A 20,488-nucleotide genomic window follows, 5' to 3' on the forward strand; every position below is an offset into this window, starting at 1 on the left:
AGGGGCCGTTCCGTCACGGACCCTAGACTGGCCCCCATGACCGAGACCCTGTGGCCCGCCCCCGTCGCCAGCGCCCCCGTCGACGCCACCGTCACCATTCCCGGCTCCAAGTCGGTCACCAACCGGGCCCTGGTGCTGGCGGCCCTCGCCGACGGACCCGGCTGGGTACGCCGCCCGCTGCGCAGCCGCGACTCCCAGCTGATGGCCGACGGCCTGCGCGCCCTCGGGGTCACCATCGAGGAGAAGGTCAACAACGACTCCGGCGGCACCGGCGGCGGCGAGGCCTGGCGGGTCATCCCCGCCCCCGCGCTGCGCGGCCCCGCCAACGTCGACGTCGGCAACGCCGGCACCGTCATGCGCTTCCTGCCCCCGCTCGCCGCCCTCGCCGACGGCCCGGTCCACTTCGACGGCGACCCGCGCAGCCACGAGCGCCCCCAGCACGGCGTGATCAACGCCCTGCGCGCGCTCGGCGCCCGGATCGAGGACGGCGGCCGCGGCAGCTTCCCGCTCACCGTCCACGGCACCGGCGGCCTCGACGGCGGCCCGGTCGAGCTGGACGCCTCCTCCTCGTCCCAGTTCGTCTCCGCCCTGCTGCTCTCCGGCGCCCGCTACCACCACGGCGTCGAGGTCCGGCACGTCGGCGGCCCCGTCCCGTCGCTGCCGCACATCCGGATGACCGTCGAGATGCTGCGCCTGGCCGGCGCCCAGGTCGACGCCCCCGAGGACGGCGGTGAGAAGGACGTCTGGCGGGTCACCCCCGGCGCCCTGCTCGGCCGCGACCTGGTCGTCGAGCCCGACCTGTCCAACGCCGCCCCGTTCTTCGCCGCCGCCCTGGTCACCGGCGGCCGGGTCACCGTCCGCGACTGGCCCCGCCACACCTCCCAGCCCGGCGACCAGCTGCGCGACCTCTACTCCCGGATGGGCGGCGCCTGCGAGTACACCGACGAGGGCCTCCAGTTCACCGGCACCGGCCGGATCCACGGCATCGAGGCCGACCTGCACGACGTCGGCGAGCTCACCCCGGTGATCGCCGCCGTCGCCGCCCTCGCCGACTCCGAGTCCCACCTGTACGGCATCGCCCACCTGCGCCTGCACGAGACCGACCGGCTCGCCGCCCTCGCCAAGGAGATCAACGACCTCGGCGGCGACGTCAGCGAGACCGAGGACGGCCTGCGGATCCGCCCCCGCCCGCTGCACGGCGGCATCTTCCACACCTACGAGGACCACCGCCTGGCCACCGCCGCCGCGGTGCTCGGCCTCGCCGTGCCCGGCGTCGAGGTGGAGAACGTGGGCACCACCGCCAAGACCCTGCCCGACTTCCCCAAGATGTGGGCGGAGCTGCTCGGCGGAGCGGCCGCGGACGCCTGAGCGGAGACTTGAACCATGCGCCGCTACGGCAAGGACGCCGACGAGGACGACATCCGCAACCGCCCCGCCCGCCGGGGCTCCCGGCCGCGGACCCGGATCCGGCCCAAGCACGAGGACGCCGACGAGGCGATGGTGCTGACCGTCGACCGCGGCCGGATCACCTGCCTGGTCGACCCGGGGACCAAGCAGGAGCGTGAGGTCGTCGCCATGAAGGCCCGCGAGCTGGGCCGCAAGGGCGTCGTCGTCGGCGACGTGGTCAACCTGGTCGGCGACCTCTCCGGGGACGCCGACACCCTCGCCCGGATCGTCCGGGTCGAGGAGCGCAGCTCCGTGCTGCGGCGCACCGCGGACGACGACGACCCGTACGAGCGGATCGTCGTCGCCAACGCCGACCAGCTGGCCATCGTCACCGCCCTGTCCGACCCGGAGCCCCGCCCCCGGCTGATCGACCGCTGCCTGGTCGCCGCCTACGACGCGGGCATGGAACCGCTGCTGGTGCTCACCAAGTCCGACCTCGCCCCGGCCGGGCCGCTGCTGGAGTCGTACGCCCCGCTCGGCATCGACTACGTCGTCACCCGCCGGGACGAGCTGGAGACCGCCGGCGCCGAGGCCGTCCGCGAGCACCTGCGCGGACTCTCCACGGTGTTCATCGGCCACTCCGGCGTCGGCAAGACCACCCTGGTCAACGCCCTCGTCCCGGACCGGCGGCGGCAGACCGGCCACGTCAACGCCGTCACCGGCCGCGGCCGGCACACCACCGTCTCCGCCCTGGCCCTGCGGCTGCCCCCGCCGCCCGGCGTCAAGCCCGGCTCGAAGAAGGCGCTCGACCCGGGCTGGGTGATCGACACGCCCGGCTTCCGCTCCTTCGGCCTCTCCCACATCGACCCGTCCCGGGTCATCCTCGCCTTCCCCGACCTGGAGCCGGGCACGGTCGACTGCCCGCGCGCCTGCAGCCACGACGAGCCGGACTGCGCCCTGGACGCCTGGGTCGCCGACGGCCACGCCGAGGCCGCCCGGCTCTACTCGCTGCGCCGTCTGCTGGCCAGCAAGGAGGCCCGCGAGGGCGACTGAGCCCGGCGGGGGCCCCGCCCCTTCCCCGAGGCTCGCGGCCCGTTCGAGGTGTCGGACCGCCCCTCCCTGGCGATCATAGGAAAGTCGGGCCGGACACGGCCCGTCCGTCGATCGACAGGGAGGGCGCGCGATGGCATGGGCCCTGGTGATCCTGGCCGGCCTGCTGGAGACCGGCTTCGCGATCAACCTCAAGCTCAGCGAGGGCTTCACCAAGCTCTGGCCCACCATCAGCTTCTGCGTGTTCGCCCTCAGCAGCTTCGGGCTGCTCACCCTCTCGCTCAAGAGCCTGCCGGTCGGCCCCGCCTACGCCGTGTGGACCGGCATCGGCGCCGCCGGCACCGCCATCTACGGCATGGCCTTCCTGGACGAGACCACCTCGGTGCTCAAACTGGTGTCCATCTCCCTGGTGATCGCCGGCGTGATCGGCCTCCAGCTCAGCGGTTCCGCCCACTGAGCGCCCGCCCTCCCCGGCCGACCCGCTGAGCTAGGGTTTCGGGCATGGCCGACTACCACGACGATCTCCGACTCGCCCACGTCCTCGCCGACTCGGCCGACTCGGTCACCCTGGAGCGCTTCCGCGCCCTCGACCTGAAGATCGAGACCAAGCCCGACCTGACGCCGGTCAGCGACGCCGACAAGGCAGCCGAGGAGCTCGTGCGCAGCATCCTCCAGCGCGCCCGCCCGCGCGACGCCGTGCTCGGCGAGGAGTTCGGCCTCCAGGGCTCCGGCCCGCGCCGCTGGGTGATCGACCCGATCGACGGCACCAAGAACTACATCCGCGGCGTCCCGGTCTGGGCCACCCTGATCGCCCTGCTGGAGGACGGCCCGGACGGCGTGGAGCGCCCGGTGGTCGGCATCGTCTCCGCCCCGGCGCTGCAGCGCCGCTGGTGGGCCGCCAAGGGCCTGGGCGCCTACGCGGGCCGCAGCCTGACCAAGGCCTCCCGGATCCACGTCTCCGGGGTGTCCCGGATCGAGGACGCGTCCTTCTCGTACTCCTCCCTCACCGGCTGGGAGGACCGCGGCCGGCTCGACCCGTTCCTGGACCTCACCCGGGCCTGCTGGCGCACCCGCGCCTACGGCGACTTCTGGTCCTACATGATGGTCGCCGAGGGCGCCGTGGACATCGCCGCCGAGCCCGAGCTGTCGCTCTGGGACATGGCCGCGCCGTGCATCGTCGTCGAGGAGGCCGGCGGCAGCTTCACCGGCCTGGACGGCGTCCCCGGCCCGGGCGGCGCCGACGCGGTGGCCACCAACGGCCTGCTGCACGACGAGACCCTGCGGCGGCTCTCCGTCTGAGCCGCTGTTCGCCCGTTCGCCCCCGGAGCGCCCCCGGAGCGCTCCCGGGGCCCCGGGCGCAATGGTGCGGGCCCTGTGACCAGTGGGAGCTGGTCACAGGGCCCGCCGCTCGTTCCGGCCCGTCCTACTGCTTGCGCAGCTCCCGGACCGCCGCCTCCAGCCGCTGCCCGTAGTCGGCGTCGGCCTTGCGGAAGTTGTCGATCGCCCGCTCCACGATGTCCTCGCGGTCGGCCGAGACCTTGGCGATGAAGCCGGCCAGGTTGGCGATCAGCCGCTGCTTCTCGTCCTCCGAGAACAGCCGGTACAGGTCGCCCGCCTGCACGAAGTCGTCGTCCTCGGCGTGCGAGGGCGCCGCGTGGGTGCCGGTGGGGCCGTCGACGGCGGTCGCGGCCCAGAGCGGACGGCCGGTCTGCACCGGGCCGCCGAAGCTGTTGGGCTCGTAGTTCTTCTGCCGGCCGTGGCGGCCGTCGTACAGGTACCCGTCCCGGCCGTTGGTGCGGGCCTCGGTGGCGTGCGGGCGGTTCACCGGCAGGTGGTCGGCGTTGATGCCGACGCGGTAGCGGTGGGCGTCCGCGTAGGCGAACAGCCGGCCCTGGAGCATCTTGTCCGGGGACGGGCCGATGCCGGGCACGAAGTGCGCCGGGGAGAAGACCGACTGCTCGACCTCGGCGAAGACGTTCTCCGGGTTGCGGTTGAGCTCCAGCCGGCCGATCTCGATCGGCGGGTAGTCGGCGTGCGGCCAGACCTTGGTCAGGTCGAAGGGGTTGAAGCGGTAGCCGGCCGCGTCGGCCGCTGGCATGACCTGGACCTGCACCGTCCAGCTGGGGAACTCGCCGCGCTCGATCGACTCGCGCAGGTCGCGCTGGTGGCTGTCCGGGTCCTCGCCGGCGAGCCGGTTGGCCTCGGCCTGGGTGAGGTTGCGGATGCCCTGGTCGGTCTTGAAGTGGTACTTGACCCAGAAGTGCTCGCCGGCCTCGTTCTGCCACTGGAAGGTGTGCGAGCCGTAGCCGTTCAGGTGGCGGTAGCTGGCCGGGATGCCGCGGTCGCCGAACAGCCAGGTCACCTGGTGGGTGGCCTCGGGCGACAGGCCCCAGAAGTCCCAGACGTTGTCGGCCTCCTGCGAGCCGGTGTACGGGTCCCGCTTCTGGGTGTGGATGAAGTCGGGGAACTTGATGGCGTCCTTGATGAAGAACACCGGGGTGTTGTTGCCGACGAGGTCGTAGTTGCCCTCCTCGGTGTAGAACTTCAGCGCGAAGCCGCGCGGGTCGCGCACCGCGTCGGCCGCGCCGAGGTTGCCGGCCACCGTGGAGAACCGGAGGAAGACCTCGGTCTGCTTGCCGACCTCGGACAGGAACCCCGCCCGGGTGAAGGGCGTCACGTCGGCGGTCACCGTGAAGGTGCCGTACGCGCCGGCGCCGCGGGCGTGCACCACGCGCTCCGGGATCCGCTCGCGGTTGAAGTGCGCGAGCTTCTCGAACAGCAGCTGGTCCTGGATCAGGGCCGGGCCGCCGGGGCCGGCGGTCTCGGTGTTCTGGTTGTCCGCGACGGGGGCACCCGCCTCGGTGGTGAGGGTCGGGCGAAGCTCGTCCTGCGTGGTCATGGCGGGTTGCCTCCGGGGGATCCGATCGTGATGACACGATCCTAACTTGGACTTCGTCTAAGTCAATACTGGCCCTAATCTCGGAGCGTGACTTATTCTGGTCCCATGAGTGATCTGCTGGAGAGACTGCGCGGACGCGGCTGGCGGCTGACCTCACAGCGCCGCGTGGTGGCCGAGGTCCTCGACGGCGAGCACGTCCACCTCACCGCGGACGAGGTGCACGCCCGCGCCGCCGCCCGCCTGCCCGAGATCAGCCGCGCCACCGTCTACAACACGCTCGGCGAACTCGTCACCCTCGGCGAGGTGCTGGAGGTCGCCACCGACGGCCGCGCCAAGCGCTACGACCCCAACGCCCACCGCGCCCACCAGCACCTGGTCTGCTCCGGCTGCGGCGCGATCCGCGACGTCCATCCGCACGGCGACCCGCTCGCCGCACTGCCCGCGGCCGAACGCTTCGGCTTCACCGTCACCACCGCCGAGGTCACCTACCGCGGCCTGTGCCCCGACTGCCGCCACCGAAGCGGCAGTTGACGCCCCGCCGGGACGGGCCCCGGGCCCGGACGGGCCCTACGCGCTCAGCTCGGCGTGCAGCGCGCCCAGCAGCCGCCCGGCCCGCTCCGCGACCTCGGCCGGACCGTAGTCGATCGCCCGCCGGCACCAGTTCTCGGCCTGCACCGGCTCGCCCCGGCGCAGCGCCAGCAGCGCCAGCCGCAGCGCCGCCCGGCCGTGCCCGGCGTCGGCGGCCCGGGTGTACCAGAGCATCGCCTCCGCCTCGCAGTCCTGCCGGGCCAGCAGCAGCCCCAGGTTGAACGCCGCGCTGCGACTGCCCGCCCCGGCGGCCCGCCGGTACCAGCTCTCGGCGATCTCCAGCGCCCCGCGCTCGGCCGCCCGCACCCCCATCCGCACCTGGGCGCGCCGGTGCCCGGCATCGGCCGCCAGCGCGTACCAGTGCTCGGCCTCGGCGTCCGCGTCCCCCCGCCGGTCCAGCACCGAGGCCAGCCGGAAGGCGCCCTCCGCCGAACCGCCGGCCGCCGCCTGCCGGTAGCGCTCCAGCGCGCCGGACAGGTTGCCGCGCTGCTCCTGGGCGACCGCCAGCTGCAGCGCCGCCTCGCCGTGCCCCTCGGCCGCCGCCCGCGCGTACCACTCCTGGGCCTGCCGCGACTCGCCGCGCCCGGCGTGCAGCACGCCCAGGTTGAAGGCGCCGTCCACGCTGCCGGCCTCGGCCGCCTTGGAGAACCACGGCTCGGCGCCGGACTCGTCGCCGCGCTGCAGCAGCACCACGGCCAGCGCGTTGCAGGCCTCCCGGTGCCCGGCGTACGCGGCCCGGCGGTACCACTGCTCGGCCTGCTGGTCGCGGCCGGTGCCGGCGCAGAGCAGGCCGAGGTTGAAGGCGCCGTTCTGGTCGCCCGCGTCGAGCGCGGTGCGGTACCAGTGCTCGGCGGCCTTGGCCTCGCCGCGGCTCGCGTGCAGGGCGCCGAGCGCGTTGGCGGCGTTGCCGTCGCCCGCCTCGGCGGCCTCCTGCCACCACTCGGCGGCGGCGGCGACGTCCCCGGAGTCGCGCAGCAGGAAGCCGAGCGCGCAGGCGGCCCGCGGCTCCCCGTTCTGCGCGGACTGCCGGTACCAGCGGGCGGCCTCCTCCAGCAGCGACCGGTCGGTGCGGGCCCGCTCCTCCAGCAGCACGCCCAGGCGCAGCGCGGCGCGGGCGTGGCTGCGGGCGGCGGCCGTGCGGTACCAGGCCTCCGCGGTCTCCTTGTCCCCGGCGGCCTCGCGCATCCTGGCCAGCCGGTAGGCGGCCTCACGGTGCCCGGCGTCGGCGGAGACCTTGAACCAGCGCTCGGCCCGCACGTCGCGCCGGTGCTCCATCAGGTCGCCGAGGGCGTAGGCGCCCAGCGGGTGGCCGTGGTCGGCGGCGTAGTGCAGCCAGTACTCGGCGGCCTCCTCCTCGCCCTGGTCGCGCAGCTGCAGCCCGAGCGCGTGCGCGGCGGGGGCGCTGCCCGCCACCGCCGCGTGGCGCCACCACTGGCCGGCCTCGGCGCGGTGGCCCTGCTGGTGCAGCAGGACGCCCAGGTTGTTGGCGGCGGCCCGCACCCCGGCGGCCGCGGCGGCCCGCAGGTACGGCTCGGCGTCCTCCAGGTCGCCGCGGCGCAGCAGCAGGGTGCCCAGGCGGCCCGCGGCGTCCGGGTCGCCGCCGTCGGCGGCCTGCCGGTGCCGGGCCTCCAGGGCGGCGGACTCCCGGGCGGCCAGCGCGGTCTCGAAGCTGGTCGGGTCCAGCCCGGCCGGGTCCAGCGCGGCACCGGCCGGCGCCTCCTCACCGCCCGCCCCGTACGGGCCCACGGCGGCGGAGAACTGCCGGGTGGAGACGTGCACCAGGCTGTCGGGCCCGGAGCCGCCGACCGCGGGGCGCTCGGACAGCCCGCTGGTGCGCTGGGCGGGCAGGGCTCCGGGGCGGCTCTCGGGGCTCTCGGCGCTCTCCGCCCAGGCGTCGGTGTCCGCCTCGACGGCCGCACCGGACTTGGCGCCTGACTTGCCGATCAGCCTCATGCCGACTCCCGCTCCCCCAGAGTGTCGCGGCATCGTGCCCCGGCCGACGGCCGGGGGGACTCCCAGGAGAGGTGCCGGACCGGACGGCCCGTCAGCGGCCGTGCACCGTCCCCCATGTGTCCCATCGTCGCATCACCCGCTACCCGCGTACACCTGCCCCGGCCGAATTCGAGTGGGGCGGACCCGAAGCCGACGGAATTGCTTCGGCGCTTTGTCGATTTCCCGACACTTGCGCCCCACAAACCCCGGTGCCGTCCCCGTTGGCGACGGTCGATAGTACCGGAGCGGTTCCCGCCGCTTCCGGACGGAAACGTCCGGGTACGACAGAGGCCCGGAGGAATGATCCTCCGGGCCTCTGACACTGAGTAGCGGGGACAGGATTTGAACCTGCGACCTCTGGGTTATGAGCCCAGCGAGCTACCGAGCTGCTCCACCCCGCGTCGTTGATCAAACTCTAGCACGGTTTCGACGGGACCCGACACCACCGGCCGACGGCCCCCGCCCACCGCGGCACCATCCCCGGACCCGGCAGGACTCCGGACCCGACCGGGGCCCGGATACGACAGAAGCCCGGAGGATGTGATCCTCCGGGCTTCCTGCTACTGAGTAGCGGGGACAGGATTTGAACCTGCGACCTCTGGGTTATGAGCCCAGCGAGCTACCGAGCTGCTCCACCCCGCGTCGGTAAGAGAACCGTAGCACGGACGCGGGGTGGACCCAAAAACGGTCACCGCAGCTCAGCGGGGACTAGGGGTGCGGACTGGCCGCCCCCGAGCCGGTCGGCGTCGCCGTCGGCGCCGGTGCCTGGCCGCCCGCCCGGGCCGCCTCGGCCGCCTTCAAGGCGTCGCCGAGCGCCTTCTGGGCGTTGCCGTACGCCACCCAGTCGCCGTTCTTGAACGCGGTCTGGCTGTCGTTGTACGCCTTCTCCGCGTCCCCGAGCGCCCGCTGGAGCTCCGGCGAGATCGTCCCGCCCGGCGCCGGGGTGCCCGGCGCGGTGGGCGTCGGAGTCGGCGTGCCGGCGCCGCCGGGCGTCGTCCCGGTGCCCGGGGACGTCCCGGTGCCCGGCGTCGCCCCGCCCTGGCTGGACGGCGCCACCGGCGTGGCCGGCGGGGCCTGCCCGGCGAACAGCTTGCGCAGCGCGTCGTCCAGGGTGTTCTCGAACGCCACGTTGTCGTCCCCGTACACCGCCAGGACCTTCTGCAGCGTCGGGTACTTGGCGCCGCGCCCGCGCACGTACACCGGCTCGACGTTCAACAGCCCGCCGCCGACCGGCAGGGTCAGCAGGTTGCCGTACTCCAGCTCGGTGTCGCCGCCGCTCTTCAACGCGAAGATCTGGTTCGCCACCTCCTGGCGGGAGTTGAACTTCGACTGCACCAGGCCGGGGCCGGGGGCGCCGCTCTCGCCGGTCATCTTGAGGATGCGGATCTTCCCGTAGTCCTCGCCCGGGTCCGCGTTGACGGCCATGAAGGCCGCCAGGTTCGGCCGCTGGTTGGGCACGAAGGTGCTGGTCAGCGAGAAGCTCGCGGCCTGGGCGTCCGGCATCCGCACCGTCACGTAGTACGGCGGCTGGACCTGCTTGGTGTCACTGGTCGGGTCCACCGGGACCTGCCAGATGTCACTGCCGTTGAAGAAGGAGTTGGCGTCCGTCACGTGGTACTGGCCGAGCAGGTCGCGCTGCACCTTGAACATGTCCTGCGGGTAGCGCAGGTGCGGCAGCAGCGTCGCCGGGATGTCCGACTTCGGCTCCACGGTGCCCGGGAAGGCCTTCATCCAGGTCTTGAGGACCGGGTCCTTCTCGTCCCACTGGTAGAGCTTCACCTCGCCGGTGTAGGCGTCCACCGTGGCCTTGACCGAGTTGCGGATGTAGTTGACCTGGTTGGCGGCGGTCAGCAGCTCACCGCGCTGGTTGGTCAGCGAGTCCTTGGTCGCCGTGCCCAGCGTCGTCTTCGACGAGAACGGGAAGCCGTCCGAGGTGGTGTAGCCGTCCACGACCCACACCACGTGGCCGTCCTGCACCACCGGGTACGGGTCGGCGTCGATCGACAGCCACGGCGCGACCTTCTCCACCCGCTCCTTGGGCGTCCGGTTGTAGATCACCTTGGCGCCGTCGGTGATCGCCCCCGCGTACAGCATCTGCGGCTCGGCGAAGCGCACCGCGTACGCGGCCCGGGTGATCGGGTTGTCCAGCGAGACACCGCTGTCACCGGTGTACGTGTACTCCACGTTCTGACCGGTCTTGACGTCGGTGTAGTCGATCTCCTTGTTCGAGCCGCCGACGATCGAGTACGTCGTCGTCTTCTCGCCGTAGTAGATCCGCTGCTCGTAGTCGCCCAGCGCACCGGTGGCCGGCAGGCCGGACTCGGTGAACACCGGCCCGCCCTTGTCGTCGACCTGGTTGCCCTTGGCCAGCGCCGCGCCGTAGCCGTGGGTGTACTTGAAGTGGTCGTTGATCCAGTTCCGCTGCACCCCGTTGAGGTCCAGCTCGCGCAGGCCGATCACGGTGTCCTGCTTGCCCGTGGGCGTGCTGTAGCGGTCCACCGAGAGGGTGCTCGGGAACGCGTAGTAGTTGCGCTGCTGCTCCAGCGACTGGAACGTCTGCGACACGATGTTCGGGTCCAGCAGCCGCACGTCCGCGATGGTCTGCGCGTCCGGCTTCAACGCGTCACCCGTGGTCGAGCCCTGCGGGCTGTACGGGGTGGTCTGCGCGTCCGCGATCCCGTACGCCTGCCGGGTCGCGTCGATGTTCTTCTGGATGTACGGCGTCTCCTTGGCCTGCTCGTTCGGCTTGACCTGGAACTGCTGCACGATCGCCGGGTACAGCCCGCCGATCAGCACCGCCGACAGCACCATCAGCCCCAGCCCGATCAGGGCCGGCGCCCAGGTGCGGCGGATCGGCGTCAGGAAGAACAGCACCGCGCAGATGATCGCGACGAAGAACAGGATCGTCTTCGCCGGCAGGAACGCGTTGGCGTCCACGTAGCGCAGGCCGGTCCAGCCCGAGACCCCCTTGTAGGAGCCGGTCTTCACCGCCAGCGCGTACCGGTCCAGCCAGTACGCCACCGCCTTCAACAGCACGAACACGCCCAGCAGCACCGCCAGGTGCCCCTGCGCGCCCGCACTCGCCCGCCGGCCCGGGCCCTGCAGCCGCAGCCCCCCGTACAGGTAGTGCACCAGCGCCGAGGTCAGCAGCGAGACGATCACCGCGCTGAACGCGAAGCCCAGCACGAACTCGTAGAACGGCAGGTCGAAGGCGTAGAACGAGACGTCCATGCCGAACTGGGCGTCCTTCTCACCGAAGGACGTCGCGTTCGTCCACATCAGCCAGGTCCGCCACTGGCCGGACGCCGCCGCGCCCGCCACCAGGCCGATCACCAGCGAGACCCCGATCAGCGCCCAGCGCTTGAACGGCGCCAGGCCCGCCCGGTAGCGGTCCAGGCTCTGCTGCTCCACCGACATCGCCGACAGCGGCGGCCGCAGCCGGTGCGCCAGCCACACGTTGAAGCCGACGATCACCGCCATCAGCAGGCCGAAGACCCCGAACAGCCCGACCTTCGTCCACAGCTGGGTGGTGAACACCGAGGAGTAGCGCACCGACCTGAACCACAGCCAGTCCGTCCAGAACCCGGCGAACATGACGAACAACAGGAACAGCACCGCGAGTACGCCCAGGGTCAGCAGGGCCACCCGCGCCCGCCGGGAGGGCGGGCCCACCCTCCGCCGGAAACCCGGCCCTGAGCGTTCCGGCATCTGGAATACCACGGTGGCACCTCAGCTGTGTCGTCTGGAATCGGTCGGTCGTCAGAGCAACTTAACCAGTCTTCGACCGAGTTCCCACCGTTAGCAGACGGTTACGACACCGTTCGCCCGCAACCCCCCGCCGCCCCGCCCGGACACCCCGCCCCGGGCCCCCGGGACCGCCCCGGCGAGCGGGCGCCGCCCGGCGTGTGAGGATTGAGTCATGTCCGACGCGCCTGATCTGAACAACTCCCCCGACGACGTCTCCAAGCTCCCCGCCGCCACCCCCCTCACCCGGGCCGCGCTGGAGATCGACGAGTACGCCGCCACCCTCGGCTGGGACCTCCCGGCCCGACTGTTCGCCCTGGTGGACAGCGCCGCCCTGCGCAAGGCCGACCCGCGCATCGCCAAGCAGCTCGGCCTCGCCGACAGCGACGAGCCCGGCCTCACCCCGGTCGAGCAGGACGAACTCCCGGCCGGCATGGAGCTCGACAAGTTCCTCGGCACCATCGCCTGGCCCGCCGCGGTGGCCGGCTGCGCCCTGGTGGTCGAGCGGCTGATGCTGCCGCCGGGCGCCGAGCAGTCCCGCCCGCGCGGTGCCAGCGACGCCCAGCTCGCCGAGTGGGTGGCCAACCACCCCAAGCGCGAGGAGGTGCGGATCACCGCCGCGGTGCTGCGCGACGGCAAGAAGGAGATCGCCCTGCGGCTGCGCTCCAAGGACGTCGCCCGCGAGGTGCTGACCGGCCCGGACCTGGTGCCCGGCCTGACCGAAGCGCTGCTGGCGACCTTCTCCTGACGCCGGTTCCCGCCCCCGCCCAGGGCCCGCCTAGCGGGGGCAGGACGGCAGCGCCGAGGCCTGCCCGGAGCGGATCTGCTCCAGCGACTTGAGCGCGCCGTCCAGGGTGTCCGTCTTGATCAGGGTCAGCCCGGACGGCACGTTCTTGGTGGCCTCGGCGCAGTTCGAGGCGGGGGTGAGGAAGTACTCGGCCCCGGCGTCCCGGGCGGCGATCAGCTTCATCGATATCCCGCCGATCGGGCCGACCTTGCCGTCGTCGTCGATGGTGCCGGTGCCCGCGACGAACTTGCCGCCGGTGAGGTCGCCGCCCGGGGTGAGCTTGTCGATGATGCCGAGCGAGAACATCAGCCCGGCGCTCGGGCCGCCGACGTCCTGCAGGCCGATGTCGATCTGGAACGGGTAGGTGTGTCGGATCCCGGTGCCGATGCCGACCACCGCGAGCTCGGCCCGCTCGGCCGGCGCCTTCGGGTCGAGGTCCTTGGCGCGGACGGTCGGCACGGTGACGTCGGTCCTCGTCCCCGGGGTGGCGGAGCCGTTGCCGGAGGTGTCCTTGGCCCGCGGCACCACGGTGAAGACCACCGACTCACCGGGCTTGTGCTTGGTGACGGCGGCGACCACCTGGTCCACCGAGTCGACGGCGGCGCCGTCCACCGCGACGATCTGGTCGCCCGCGTGCAGCCGGCCCTCGGCCGGGGCCCCCGCGGTGACCGACTTCACGATCAGCTCGTTGCCGACCGGGACGCCCAGCTGCTTGAGCGCGGCGGTGCGGGCGCTGTCCTCGGAGGAGGCGAACTCCTCGGCGTTCTGCTTCTTGGCGTCGGCGTCCGACTGCCCCTTGGGGTAGACGTTGTCGTGCGGCACCACCAGCACGTCGTCGCGCATCCAGCCGATCACCGCGTTGACCAGGCTGGGCTCGTACTTGGCCCCGGTGACCTGGACGGTGGTCATGTTGAGGTGGCCGCTCGTCCGGTACGAGTCGTGGCCGGTGATGGTGATCACCGGCTTGCCCCCCTGCTCGCCGAGCGTGTTGTACGTCGGGCCCGGGCTCATCTCCGTGTACGGCACCTTCATCAGCACCGAGACGCAGAGCAGCGCTATGAGCAGCAGGGTGGCAGCGAGCATCGTCGCGGAGCGGCGTGGCATGCCTCGACAGTACGGGACGCCCGTGACGCGGCGCCCGCCGGGCTACCGGCCGGAACCCTCCCCGGGGGCGGCGGAGCCCGCGGTGGTCCGTTCCATCGCGGCCATGAAGCGCCGGTGCTCGGCGAGCGAGGCCGGGTCGCCGGTGGCCCTCGGGGCCCGCTGGGCCCACCCCGCCCACGCGGCCGCGACCAGGACGGCGACAACCGGAATGATCAGCCAGGCGAGCGCACCCATGTCAGTACTCCCAGCTCCTCGGGTCTATGAGCAGATTAACCACCCCGGCGGACAACGCGGCCGGCGCCATCCGGGTTACGGGACGGCCGATCGGCTCACTTCCAGGGAGTATCCGGCGCCCCCGGCCGGACCCGTTCGGGTGAGGCCGCGGCGCGCCTGACCCGAAGGACGTGCTCCGCGTGCGGGCGGTTGCACCGCACCCGCGCGGACGAGCGGCCGCCCACCGCCCCGGGAACGGGAGTCCGGTCAGCGGCCCCCGGGGGCCGGGAGCCCGGTCAGCAGCCCCCGGCGCCGACCCACTCCTCCTCGCCGTCGGCGAAGACCTGGTGCTTCCAGATCGGCACCTCGTGCTTGAGGTCGTCGATCAGCCGGCGGGCGGCCGCGAAGGCCTCCCCGCGGTGGGCGCAGGAGACGGCGACGATCACGGCCTTGTCGGTGATCTCCAGCCGGCCCACCCGGTGCACCGCGGCGAGGGCCCGCACCGGGAAGTCGGCGACGACCTTCTCGGCGATCCGGCGCATCTCCGCCTCGGCGGTGGGGTGGCAGCTGTACTCCAGCGCGGAGACCGACTTGCCGCCGTCGTGGTCCCGGACCGTCCCGACGAAGACGGTGGTGCCGCCGGCCGCGTCGTCGCCGACCGCCTCGTACACCTCGTCCAGCGAGAGCGGGGTGTCGCGGACGGCGAGCAGCCGGATGGGGTCGTGGTTCTCGGACATGACCCCATGATTCCCCATCGGGGGCCGATCGGGGCAAGGGGCTTCCGCATCACGATTCCGAAATTTCGCATCGTGAGAAACGACGCCCGCCGGGCGCCCCCAGCGGGTCCCGGCTCAGAAACGGCGCCGCTTGCGGGCCCGGCGCACCAGCGCCGCCGTGCCGACCAGCGCCACCGTCGCCCCGGCCGCCCCCAGACTGGTCGCGGCCTCCTTGCCGCCCAGCCGGCGCCCCGCCACCGCGTGCTTGCCCGACACCTGCGCCAGCAGCTCGGCCAGCACCTGCTCGTTGGTGAACTCCGGACGCCAGCCCGCCTCGTGCAGCCTGCTCCCGGACACCACCCACGGGTACATCGTGTACGCCAGGTCGCCCGCCGGCGCCGGGGTCAGCCCCAGCCGGTGCAGCCGCGCCGCGGTGCCGAGCGCCAGCGCGGCTGGCAGCTCCATCCGCCGGATCCCCGACAGCCGCTCCACGTCCTCCTGCTCCAGCCAGCCGTCACAGCCGACCGTCACCTCGCCCTCCACCAGGCCCAGCGCCGCGTACTCCAGCGCCGCCGCCAGGTCGTCCACGTGGCAGAACTGCCAGCACGGACGCGAACCGGCCACCACCAGCAGCCGGGGCGCCTCGAAGTGCCGGGTCAGCACGGTGTCCACACCGGGGCCCACCACCACGGCCGGGCGCAGCACCGTCACCTGCAGCCCCGGGTGGGCGCGCGGCGCCCGCCGGGCCAGCCGCTCGATCTCCAGCAGGTCCCCGACCAGCGAGGCCTCCTCGGTCGCCCGCAGCTCCGAGTCCTCGGCCAGCGGCACCTCGTTGTCGGCCAGCGCGCCGTAGACCATCGCGGAGGTGCACAGCACCACCCGGTGCACCCCGGCGGCCGCGGCCGCGGTCAGCACCGTCTGGGCGCCGCGCACGTTGTAGGCGCTGCGGGCCCGCGGATCGGACTCCATGCCGAAGTCCATCGCCAGGTGCACCACCACGTCGACCCCGGCCAGCCGCTCGGCCACCGCGGGGTCCCGCACGTCCAGGACGCGCCACTGCACGCCCGGGACCTCACCGCGCCGGTCGTCCACCGCCAGCACCCTGCGCACGTGCGGGGAGGCCACCAGCCGGGCGGCGACCCGCTCGCCCAGCACCCCCGCGGCACCGGTCACGGCCACGGTCAACGGCCGCCCGCCGTAGGCTGGAGGCGGCGACGCCGTGGCGTCCGGATCGTCCTCTCCAGCGGTCAGCCCAGAGCGAACGTCCGAAGGCGGGGAACTCACCGGCCATCCTCCACGGTTAGCTTATGTGCGTACGGACGTGTGTCACGTACGTCCATCCTGCCCGAGGCGAAGGCCCGGCGGTGCACCCGGCGCGGGCCTGGCCCTCGGGAGCCGCCCACGAGTCCCCCGCTCCACCGGAGCCCCGGGCGGACCGCACTGCCCGCCACACCCGTATGACGGCCGACCGGATCGAGGACCCCGTGAGCGACCTTCCCTTCGGATTCGGCGTTCCCCCCGAGGAGCCCGAGGACGGCAAGGCCAAGCCCGACGACGCGCAGAAGAAGAAGGAGCAGGGCCAGGAAGGCACCGGCGGCCCCCAGCCGTTCGGCTTCGGAGCCGGCAACCCCTTCGGCGCGATGTTCGGCCTGCCCGGCACCCCGGGCGGCCCCGGCGGCGCCGGAGCCGACAACCCCTTCGCCGCCATGTTCGGCGGCATGAACCCCGGCGACCTCGGTGCCGCCTTCCAGCAGCTCGGCCAGATGCTCTCCTTCGAGGGCGGCCCGGTGAACTGGGAACTCGCCCAGAACATCGCCCGGCAGAGCGTCGTCGCCGAACCCGCCGAGGGCAAGAGCAAGGACCGCTCGGTCGGCGACGCCGAACGCTCCGCCGTCGTCGAGGCCGTGCGCCTGGCCGACCTCTGGCTCGACGGCGTCACCGAGTTCCCCTCCGGCGCCGGCACCGCCGTCGCCTGGAGCCGCGCCGAGTGGATCGAGGCCACCCTCCCGGTCTGGAAGGACCTCGTCGACCCGGTCGCCGAGCGGGTCGGCAACGCCATGGGCGGCGTCCTGCCCGAGGAGATGCAGGCCATGGCCGGCCCGCTGATGGGCATGATGCGCTCCATGGGCGGCGCCATGTTCGGCACCCAGATCGGCCAGGCGCTCGGCGCCCTCGCCGGTGAGGTCGTCGGCTCCACCGACGTCGGCCTGCCGCTCGCCCCGGCCGGCAAGGCCGCCCTGCTCCCGCAGAACGTCGCCGAGTTCGGCGAGGGCCTGAACGTGCCCGCCGACGAGGTCCGGCTCTACCTCGCCCTGCGCGAGGCCGCCCACCAGCGCCTCTTCGCCCACGTCCCGTGGCTGCGGGCCCACCTGCTGGGCGCCGTCGAGGCCTACGCGCGCGGCATCAAGGTCGACACCTCCCGCATGGAGGAACTCGTCGGCCAGCTCGACCCGAGCAACCCGGAAGCCCTCCAGGAGGCCCTGGCCGGCGGCCTCCTCCAGCCCGAGGACACCCCCGCGCAGAAGGCCGCCCTGGCCCGCCTGGAGACCGCCCTCGCCCTGGTCGAGGGCTGGGTCGACGCCGTCGTGCACGCCGCCGCCGAGCCCCACCTGCCGCAGGCCGGCGCGCTGCGCGAGACCGTCCGCCGCCGCCGCGCCGCCGGCGGGCCCGCCGAACAGACCTTCGCCACCCTGGTCGGCCTGGAACTGCGCCCGCGCCGCCTGCGCGACGCCGCCCGGCTCTGGGCGCTGCTCGCCGACGCCCGCGGCGTCGAGGGCCGCGACGCGCTCTGGGAGCACCCCGACATGCTGCCCACCGCCGCCGACCTGGACGACCCGGACGCCTTCGTGCACCGCGGCAGCGGCGACCTGGAGGGCGGCTTCGACTTCGACGCCCTCGACAAGCTGCTCGGCGAGGCCGCGGCCGGCAAGCCCGACCTCACCAAGAACGACCCGCCCAAGGGCGACGCTCCGCAGAACGACGCTCCGAAGGGCGACCAGGACGGCACCGACGGAAAGGGCGAGCCCACCGCATGACGGCCACCGGGACGGGTACGTCCACCCTCCACGCGGACGCCGTCCGCACCCTGACCGACTGGCGGCCCGCCGAGCGGGACCAGGAACAGCTGCGCCTCGACTACCTCGCGCACCTCGCCGAGCAGCCCGAGGGCCTCTACCGGTCCTGCCTGCCCGCCCACATCACCGCGAGCGCGGCGGTCGTCGACCCCACCGCCGGGCGGGTGCTGCTCACCCTCCACCCCAAGGTCGGGATCTGGCTGCAGATGGGCGGGCACTGCGAGCCGGGCGACGCCGACCTCGCCTCCGCCGCCCTGCGCGAGGCCGTCGAGGAGTCCGGCATCCCCGACCTCACCCTGCTGCGCCAGGACGGCGTGCCCGTCCCCGCCAAGCTGGACCGCCACCAGGTCCGCTGCACCGGCAAGGACCGGCCGGAGAACACCCACCTGGACGTCCAGTACATCGCGGTGGCCCCGGCCGGGGCGCAGGCGCTGATCAGCGAGGAGTCGCTGGACCTGCGCTGGTTCGACTACGACCGGCTGCCGGAGCTGACCGACCACTCGGTGCGCGACCTCGTCGCCCGGGCCCGGGCGCTGACCGCCTGACCGCCTGACCGCCTGACCGATCGAAGCGCGACACGAAGAGGGGGCGCGGACCGTACGGTCCGCGCCCCCTCTCGCCGTCCGCCCTCACCCGCAGGAAGCCCCCGGATCCGACCCCAGCCCCGGCCCCGGCGCACCGTGCCGGGCCCCCGGGATGTGCGGCAGCCGGGCCGCCGACACCACACCCTCCAAGTAGCCGCGCGCCCGCTCCGTCCGCGGATAGGCCTCCAGCAGCGCCCAGAACGCCGGACCGTGGTCCGGCACCAGCAGGTGCGCCAACTCGTGCAGCAGCACGTAGTCCAGCACGTACTCCGGCATGCCCTGCAGCCGGTGCGACAGCCGGATCGTCCCCTCGCTGGGAGTGCACGAGCCCCAGCGCGAATTCTGGTTGGTCACCCAGCGGACCTGCACCGGCTGGGCCCGGCCCTCCAGATAGGCCGCCGACAGCTCCCGGGCCCGTGCCATCAGGGCGTCGTCCCCGAGGACCCGCCGACGCTCCTGGGCCGCGAGCTTCTCCAGCATCTGCGCGACCCAGCGCTGCTCCTCGGCGTGCGACATCCGGGCCGGGATCAGCACGACGGTGCGGTCGCCCTCGCGGTAGGCGGAGACCGTCCGGCTTCGCCGGGCGCTGCGCCGCACCTCGACCCGGCTGCGGTCGTGCGCCTCCGGGGGCACCGCCCCGGCGGGCGGGTGCTGCGGCCTCGCCTGCTGCTTGTCGTGCGGCTTCTCGCGCTGCTTCTCGTCCGGGCGCCCGCGCGTGCTCGGCGCCGCCATCTGCGACCCGGACGCTGCACGGGCACGCCGACGCGACGCCGGTGGATGGGAGTCCCGCTCGGCTGCCATGGCACACGACGTTACCCGGTACCACTGACAGAAGTCCGGTGCCGTGGCCGAAATCTTTCATGGAGCGATCGGGAACGAAAGGCCGACGAGGGGTGTCCGGAAACCGACGCCAGGAAGGATGGGCAGTTATCCACAGGGCCTCCGAACAGATGGTGTGATCATGCGCCCGGGCCTGTGGATAACTTTCCGCACGCCCCCGCCGCCATGGGGCATGCTGCGGTCAGCCGTCCGGAAACGATCGGAAGGGAGACCACCGTGCGCCTCATGCTCAAGCCCGCGCTGTCCCGCAGCTGGCGGGACTCCGAGACCCTGCAGTTCGGCACCGTCACCCGGTTCGCCGGGGTGCTCGGCAACGCCGACAAGACGCTGTGCGAGTTCCTCGACCTGCTCGACGGGACGCGCGAACGACCCGAGCTCCTCTCCGCCGGCGAACGGATCGGACTCGGCCGCGAGCCCACCGACACCCTGCTGAGCGAACTGCAGGAGACCGGGCTGCTCGACGACGCGGAGGCGACCGGCCGGGCACTGTCGCACTTCCCCCGGCCCCACCAGGACATCCTCGGACCCGACCTCGCCTCGCTCTCCCTGGTCCACTCCGGACCGGGCGCCGCACCGGCCGTCCTGGTCCGGCGCGCCAGGTCCAGGATCGAGGTGCGCGGCGCGGGCCGGGTCGGCGCGGCCGTGGCGACCGTGCTCGCGGCCGGCGGCGCCGGCACCGTCACCGTGGCCGACAGCGGGCGGGTCCGGCCCGACGACTGCTCCCCCGCCGGACTGCCGCCCTCGGACATCGGGCGGCTGCGCTCGACGGTCGCCCGCGAGGCGGTGCAACGCGCCACCGGCCGCCCACTGGCCCCGGTGCCCCGGCCCAAGAGCGACGACCCACCGCCCGACTTCGTGGTCCTCGCACCCCGGGACGGCAGCGCGGCCTTCGCGGGCGGGACGTACGAGGCCCGGCTGCTGCTCCGGGCCGGGGTGCCGCACCTGTACGTGGGCGTGGTCGAGGAGTTCGGCATCGTCGGGCCACTGGTGATCCCCGGGCGGTCGGCCTGCGGGCACTGCCTGGTGCTGCGCCGGGAGGACGAGGACGCCGCCTGGCCACGGGTCCTCGCCCAGCTGGCGGACGACGGCCCGGGCCGGGCCCGCACCCCGGCCTGCGACACGGCCCTGGCCACGGCCGTCGCCGGCCTGGCCGCGCTGCACGTCCAGGTGTACCTGGACGGCGGCCGACCGCCGAGCGTCGACGGCTGGTGCGAGATCTCCGCAGGCGACGGCATGCCCCGCCGCCTGCGGCTCCGAGGACACCCGGACTGCGGCTGCCTGTGGCAACCACTGCCGCCGGGCTGAGACACGAGGAGGACAGGAGGTACGAGGAACGCACCGGGCACCGGCCCGGGCGGCTGCGGGGCTCAGCAGCCACCCGACCCGGCGCCCGGGGCCGACACGGGCAGGACGCCCGGCCAGGTGAGCCCATGGCCAGGTGAGCCCATGGCCAGGTGAGCCCATGGCCAGGTGAGCCCATGGCCAGGTGAGCCCATGGCCAGGTGAGCCCA

Annotated in this window: 17 protein-coding genes and 2 tRNA genes; 9 read left to right on the plus strand and 10 right to left on the minus strand. The window is 73.5% G+C overall.

Annotation, left to right across the window (positions count from 1 at the left end; all coding sequences use genetic code 11):
- The first annotated feature begins 36 nt into the window (after positions 1-36).
- From aroA to hisN, 4 genes are all read left to right on the plus strand, one after another.
- On the plus strand, positions 37-1,368 hold the full coding sequence (aroA, locus tag ACFC1T_RS31510) for a 3-phosphoshikimate 1-carboxyvinyltransferase (protein WP_375894139.1): 1,332 nt from the start codon (positions 37-39) through the stop codon (positions 1,366-1,368).
- A gap of 15 nt (positions 1,369-1,383) precedes the next feature.
- The gene (gene rsgA / locus ACFC1T_RS31515) at positions 1,384-2,439 is read left to right on the plus strand and encodes a ribosome small subunit-dependent GTPase A (protein ID WP_375894142.1); all 1,056 of its coding nucleotides are present in this window, start codon (positions 1,384-1,386) and stop codon (positions 2,437-2,439) included.
- A 130-nt stretch (positions 2,440-2,569) separates the two neighbouring features.
- Positions 2,570-2,893 (plus strand): multidrug efflux SMR transporter, encoded by a 324-nt coding sequence (locus tag ACFC1T_RS31520; RefSeq protein WP_188303055.1) that lies wholly within the window; start codon positions 2,570-2,572, stop codon positions 2,891-2,893.
- 44 nt (positions 2,894-2,937) lie between these two features.
- Positions 2,938-3,735, plus strand: a complete 798-nt coding sequence (hisN, locus tag ACFC1T_RS31525; protein ID WP_375894145.1) for a histidinol-phosphatase — start codon at positions 2,938-2,940, stop codon at positions 3,733-3,735.
- Between the two features lie 124 nt (positions 3,736-3,859).
- Here hisN and ACFC1T_RS31530 read toward each other — a convergent pair whose 3' ends face one another.
- Complete coding sequence (locus tag ACFC1T_RS31530) at positions 3,860-5,335, minus strand: catalase (RefSeq protein ID WP_375894148.1); 1,476 nt, start codon at positions 5,333-5,335, stop codon at positions 3,860-3,862.
- Between the two features lie 105 nt (positions 5,336-5,440).
- On the opposite strand from ACFC1T_RS31530, the gene ACFC1T_RS31535 reads away from it, so the two are divergent.
- Positions 5,441-5,866, plus strand: coding sequence for a Fur family transcriptional regulator (locus ACFC1T_RS31535; protein ID WP_375894150.1), 426 nt, complete (start codon positions 5,441-5,443; stop codon positions 5,864-5,866).
- A 36-nt stretch (positions 5,867-5,902) separates the two neighbouring features.
- Here ACFC1T_RS31535 and ACFC1T_RS31540 read toward each other — a convergent pair whose 3' ends face one another.
- From ACFC1T_RS31540 to ACFC1T_RS31555, 4 genes are all read right to left on the minus strand, one after another.
- Positions 5,903-7,876 (minus strand): tetratricopeptide repeat protein, encoded by a 1,974-nt coding sequence (locus tag ACFC1T_RS31540; RefSeq protein WP_375894153.1) that lies wholly within the window; start codon positions 7,874-7,876, stop codon positions 5,903-5,905.
- Between the two features lie 366 nt (positions 7,877-8,242).
- Positions 8,243-8,316, minus strand: a tRNA-Met gene (locus tag ACFC1T_RS31545).
- Between the two features lie 167 nt (positions 8,317-8,483).
- Positions 8,484-8,557, minus strand: a tRNA-Met gene (locus ACFC1T_RS31550).
- A gap of 66 nt (positions 8,558-8,623) precedes the next feature.
- Positions 8,624-11,623, minus strand: coding sequence for a UPF0182 family protein (locus ACFC1T_RS31555; protein WP_375894156.1), 3,000 nt, complete (start codon positions 11,621-11,623; stop codon positions 8,624-8,626).
- Positions 11,624-11,834: 211 nt separating this feature from the next.
- Between ACFC1T_RS31555 and ACFC1T_RS31560 the strand changes: the two genes are divergently transcribed.
- Positions 11,835-12,407, plus strand: a complete 573-nt coding sequence (locus ACFC1T_RS31560) for a PPA1309 family protein (RefSeq protein ID WP_375894159.1) — start codon at positions 11,835-11,837, stop codon at positions 12,405-12,407.
- 30 nt (positions 12,408-12,437) lie between these two features.
- Here the strand turns inward: ACFC1T_RS31560 and ACFC1T_RS31565 are convergent, their stop codons facing one another.
- The 4 genes from ACFC1T_RS31565 to ACFC1T_RS31580 all read right to left on the minus strand — a co-directional run bounded on the left by ACFC1T_RS31565 (position 12,438) and on the right by ACFC1T_RS31580 (position 15,763).
- Positions 12,438-13,550 carry a PDZ domain-containing protein gene (locus ACFC1T_RS31565; RefSeq protein WP_375894162.1) on the minus strand — a complete coding sequence of 371 codons (1,113 nt, stop codon included), beginning with the start codon at positions 13,548-13,550 and terminating at the stop codon, positions 12,438-12,440.
- A 42-nt stretch (positions 13,551-13,592) separates the two neighbouring features.
- Positions 13,593-13,784 (minus strand): hypothetical protein, encoded by a 192-nt coding sequence (locus tag ACFC1T_RS31570; protein WP_375894165.1) that lies wholly within the window; start codon positions 13,782-13,784, stop codon positions 13,593-13,595.
- Between the two features lie 275 nt (positions 13,785-14,059).
- A complete protein-coding gene (locus tag ACFC1T_RS31575) occupies positions 14,060-14,500 on the minus strand; it encodes a molybdenum cofactor biosynthesis protein MoaE (RefSeq protein WP_375894168.1) in 441 nt (146 codons plus the stop codon).
- Between the two features lie 114 nt (positions 14,501-14,614).
- Positions 14,615-15,763, minus strand: a complete 1,149-nt coding sequence (locus ACFC1T_RS31580) for an NAD-dependent epimerase/dehydratase family protein (RefSeq protein ID WP_188303064.1) — start codon at positions 15,761-15,763, stop codon at positions 14,615-14,617.
- Between the two features lie 200 nt (positions 15,764-15,963).
- Here ACFC1T_RS31580 and ACFC1T_RS31585 point away from each other — a divergent pair, with 200 nt between their 5' ends.
- Both ACFC1T_RS31585 and ACFC1T_RS31590 read left to right on the plus strand, forming a co-directional pair.
- Positions 15,964-17,514, plus strand: coding sequence for a zinc-dependent metalloprotease (locus ACFC1T_RS31585; protein ID WP_375894172.1), 1,551 nt, complete (start codon positions 15,964-15,966; stop codon positions 17,512-17,514).
- On the plus strand, positions 17,511-18,098 hold the full coding sequence (locus tag ACFC1T_RS31590) for an NUDIX hydrolase (RefSeq protein ID WP_375894175.1): 588 nt from the start codon (positions 17,511-17,513) through the stop codon (positions 18,096-18,098). The genes ACFC1T_RS31585 and ACFC1T_RS31590 overlap by 4 nt, the downstream gene beginning before the upstream one ends.
- An 84-nt stretch (positions 18,099-18,182) precedes the next feature.
- Here ACFC1T_RS31590 and ACFC1T_RS31595 read toward each other — a convergent pair whose 3' ends face one another.
- The gene (locus ACFC1T_RS31595; RefSeq protein ID WP_375894178.1) at positions 18,183-18,869 is read right to left on the minus strand and encodes a M48 family metallopeptidase; all 687 of its coding nucleotides are present in this window, start codon (positions 18,867-18,869) and stop codon (positions 18,183-18,185) included.
- A 333-nt stretch (positions 18,870-19,202) separates the two neighbouring features.
- Here ACFC1T_RS31595 and ACFC1T_RS31600 point away from each other — a divergent pair, with 333 nt between their 5' ends.
- Positions 19,203-20,282 carry a ThiF family adenylyltransferase gene (locus tag ACFC1T_RS31600; protein WP_375894189.1) on the plus strand — a complete coding sequence of 360 codons (1,080 nt, stop codon included), beginning with the start codon at positions 19,203-19,205 and terminating at the stop codon, positions 20,280-20,282.
- Positions 20,283-20,488 lie beyond the last annotated feature (206 nt).

This window comes from Kitasatospora sp. NPDC056076 (assembly GCF_042266305.1).
In the GTDB taxonomy this organism is placed as follows: Bacteria; Actinomycetota; Actinomycetes; order Streptomycetales; family Streptomycetaceae; genus Kitasatospora.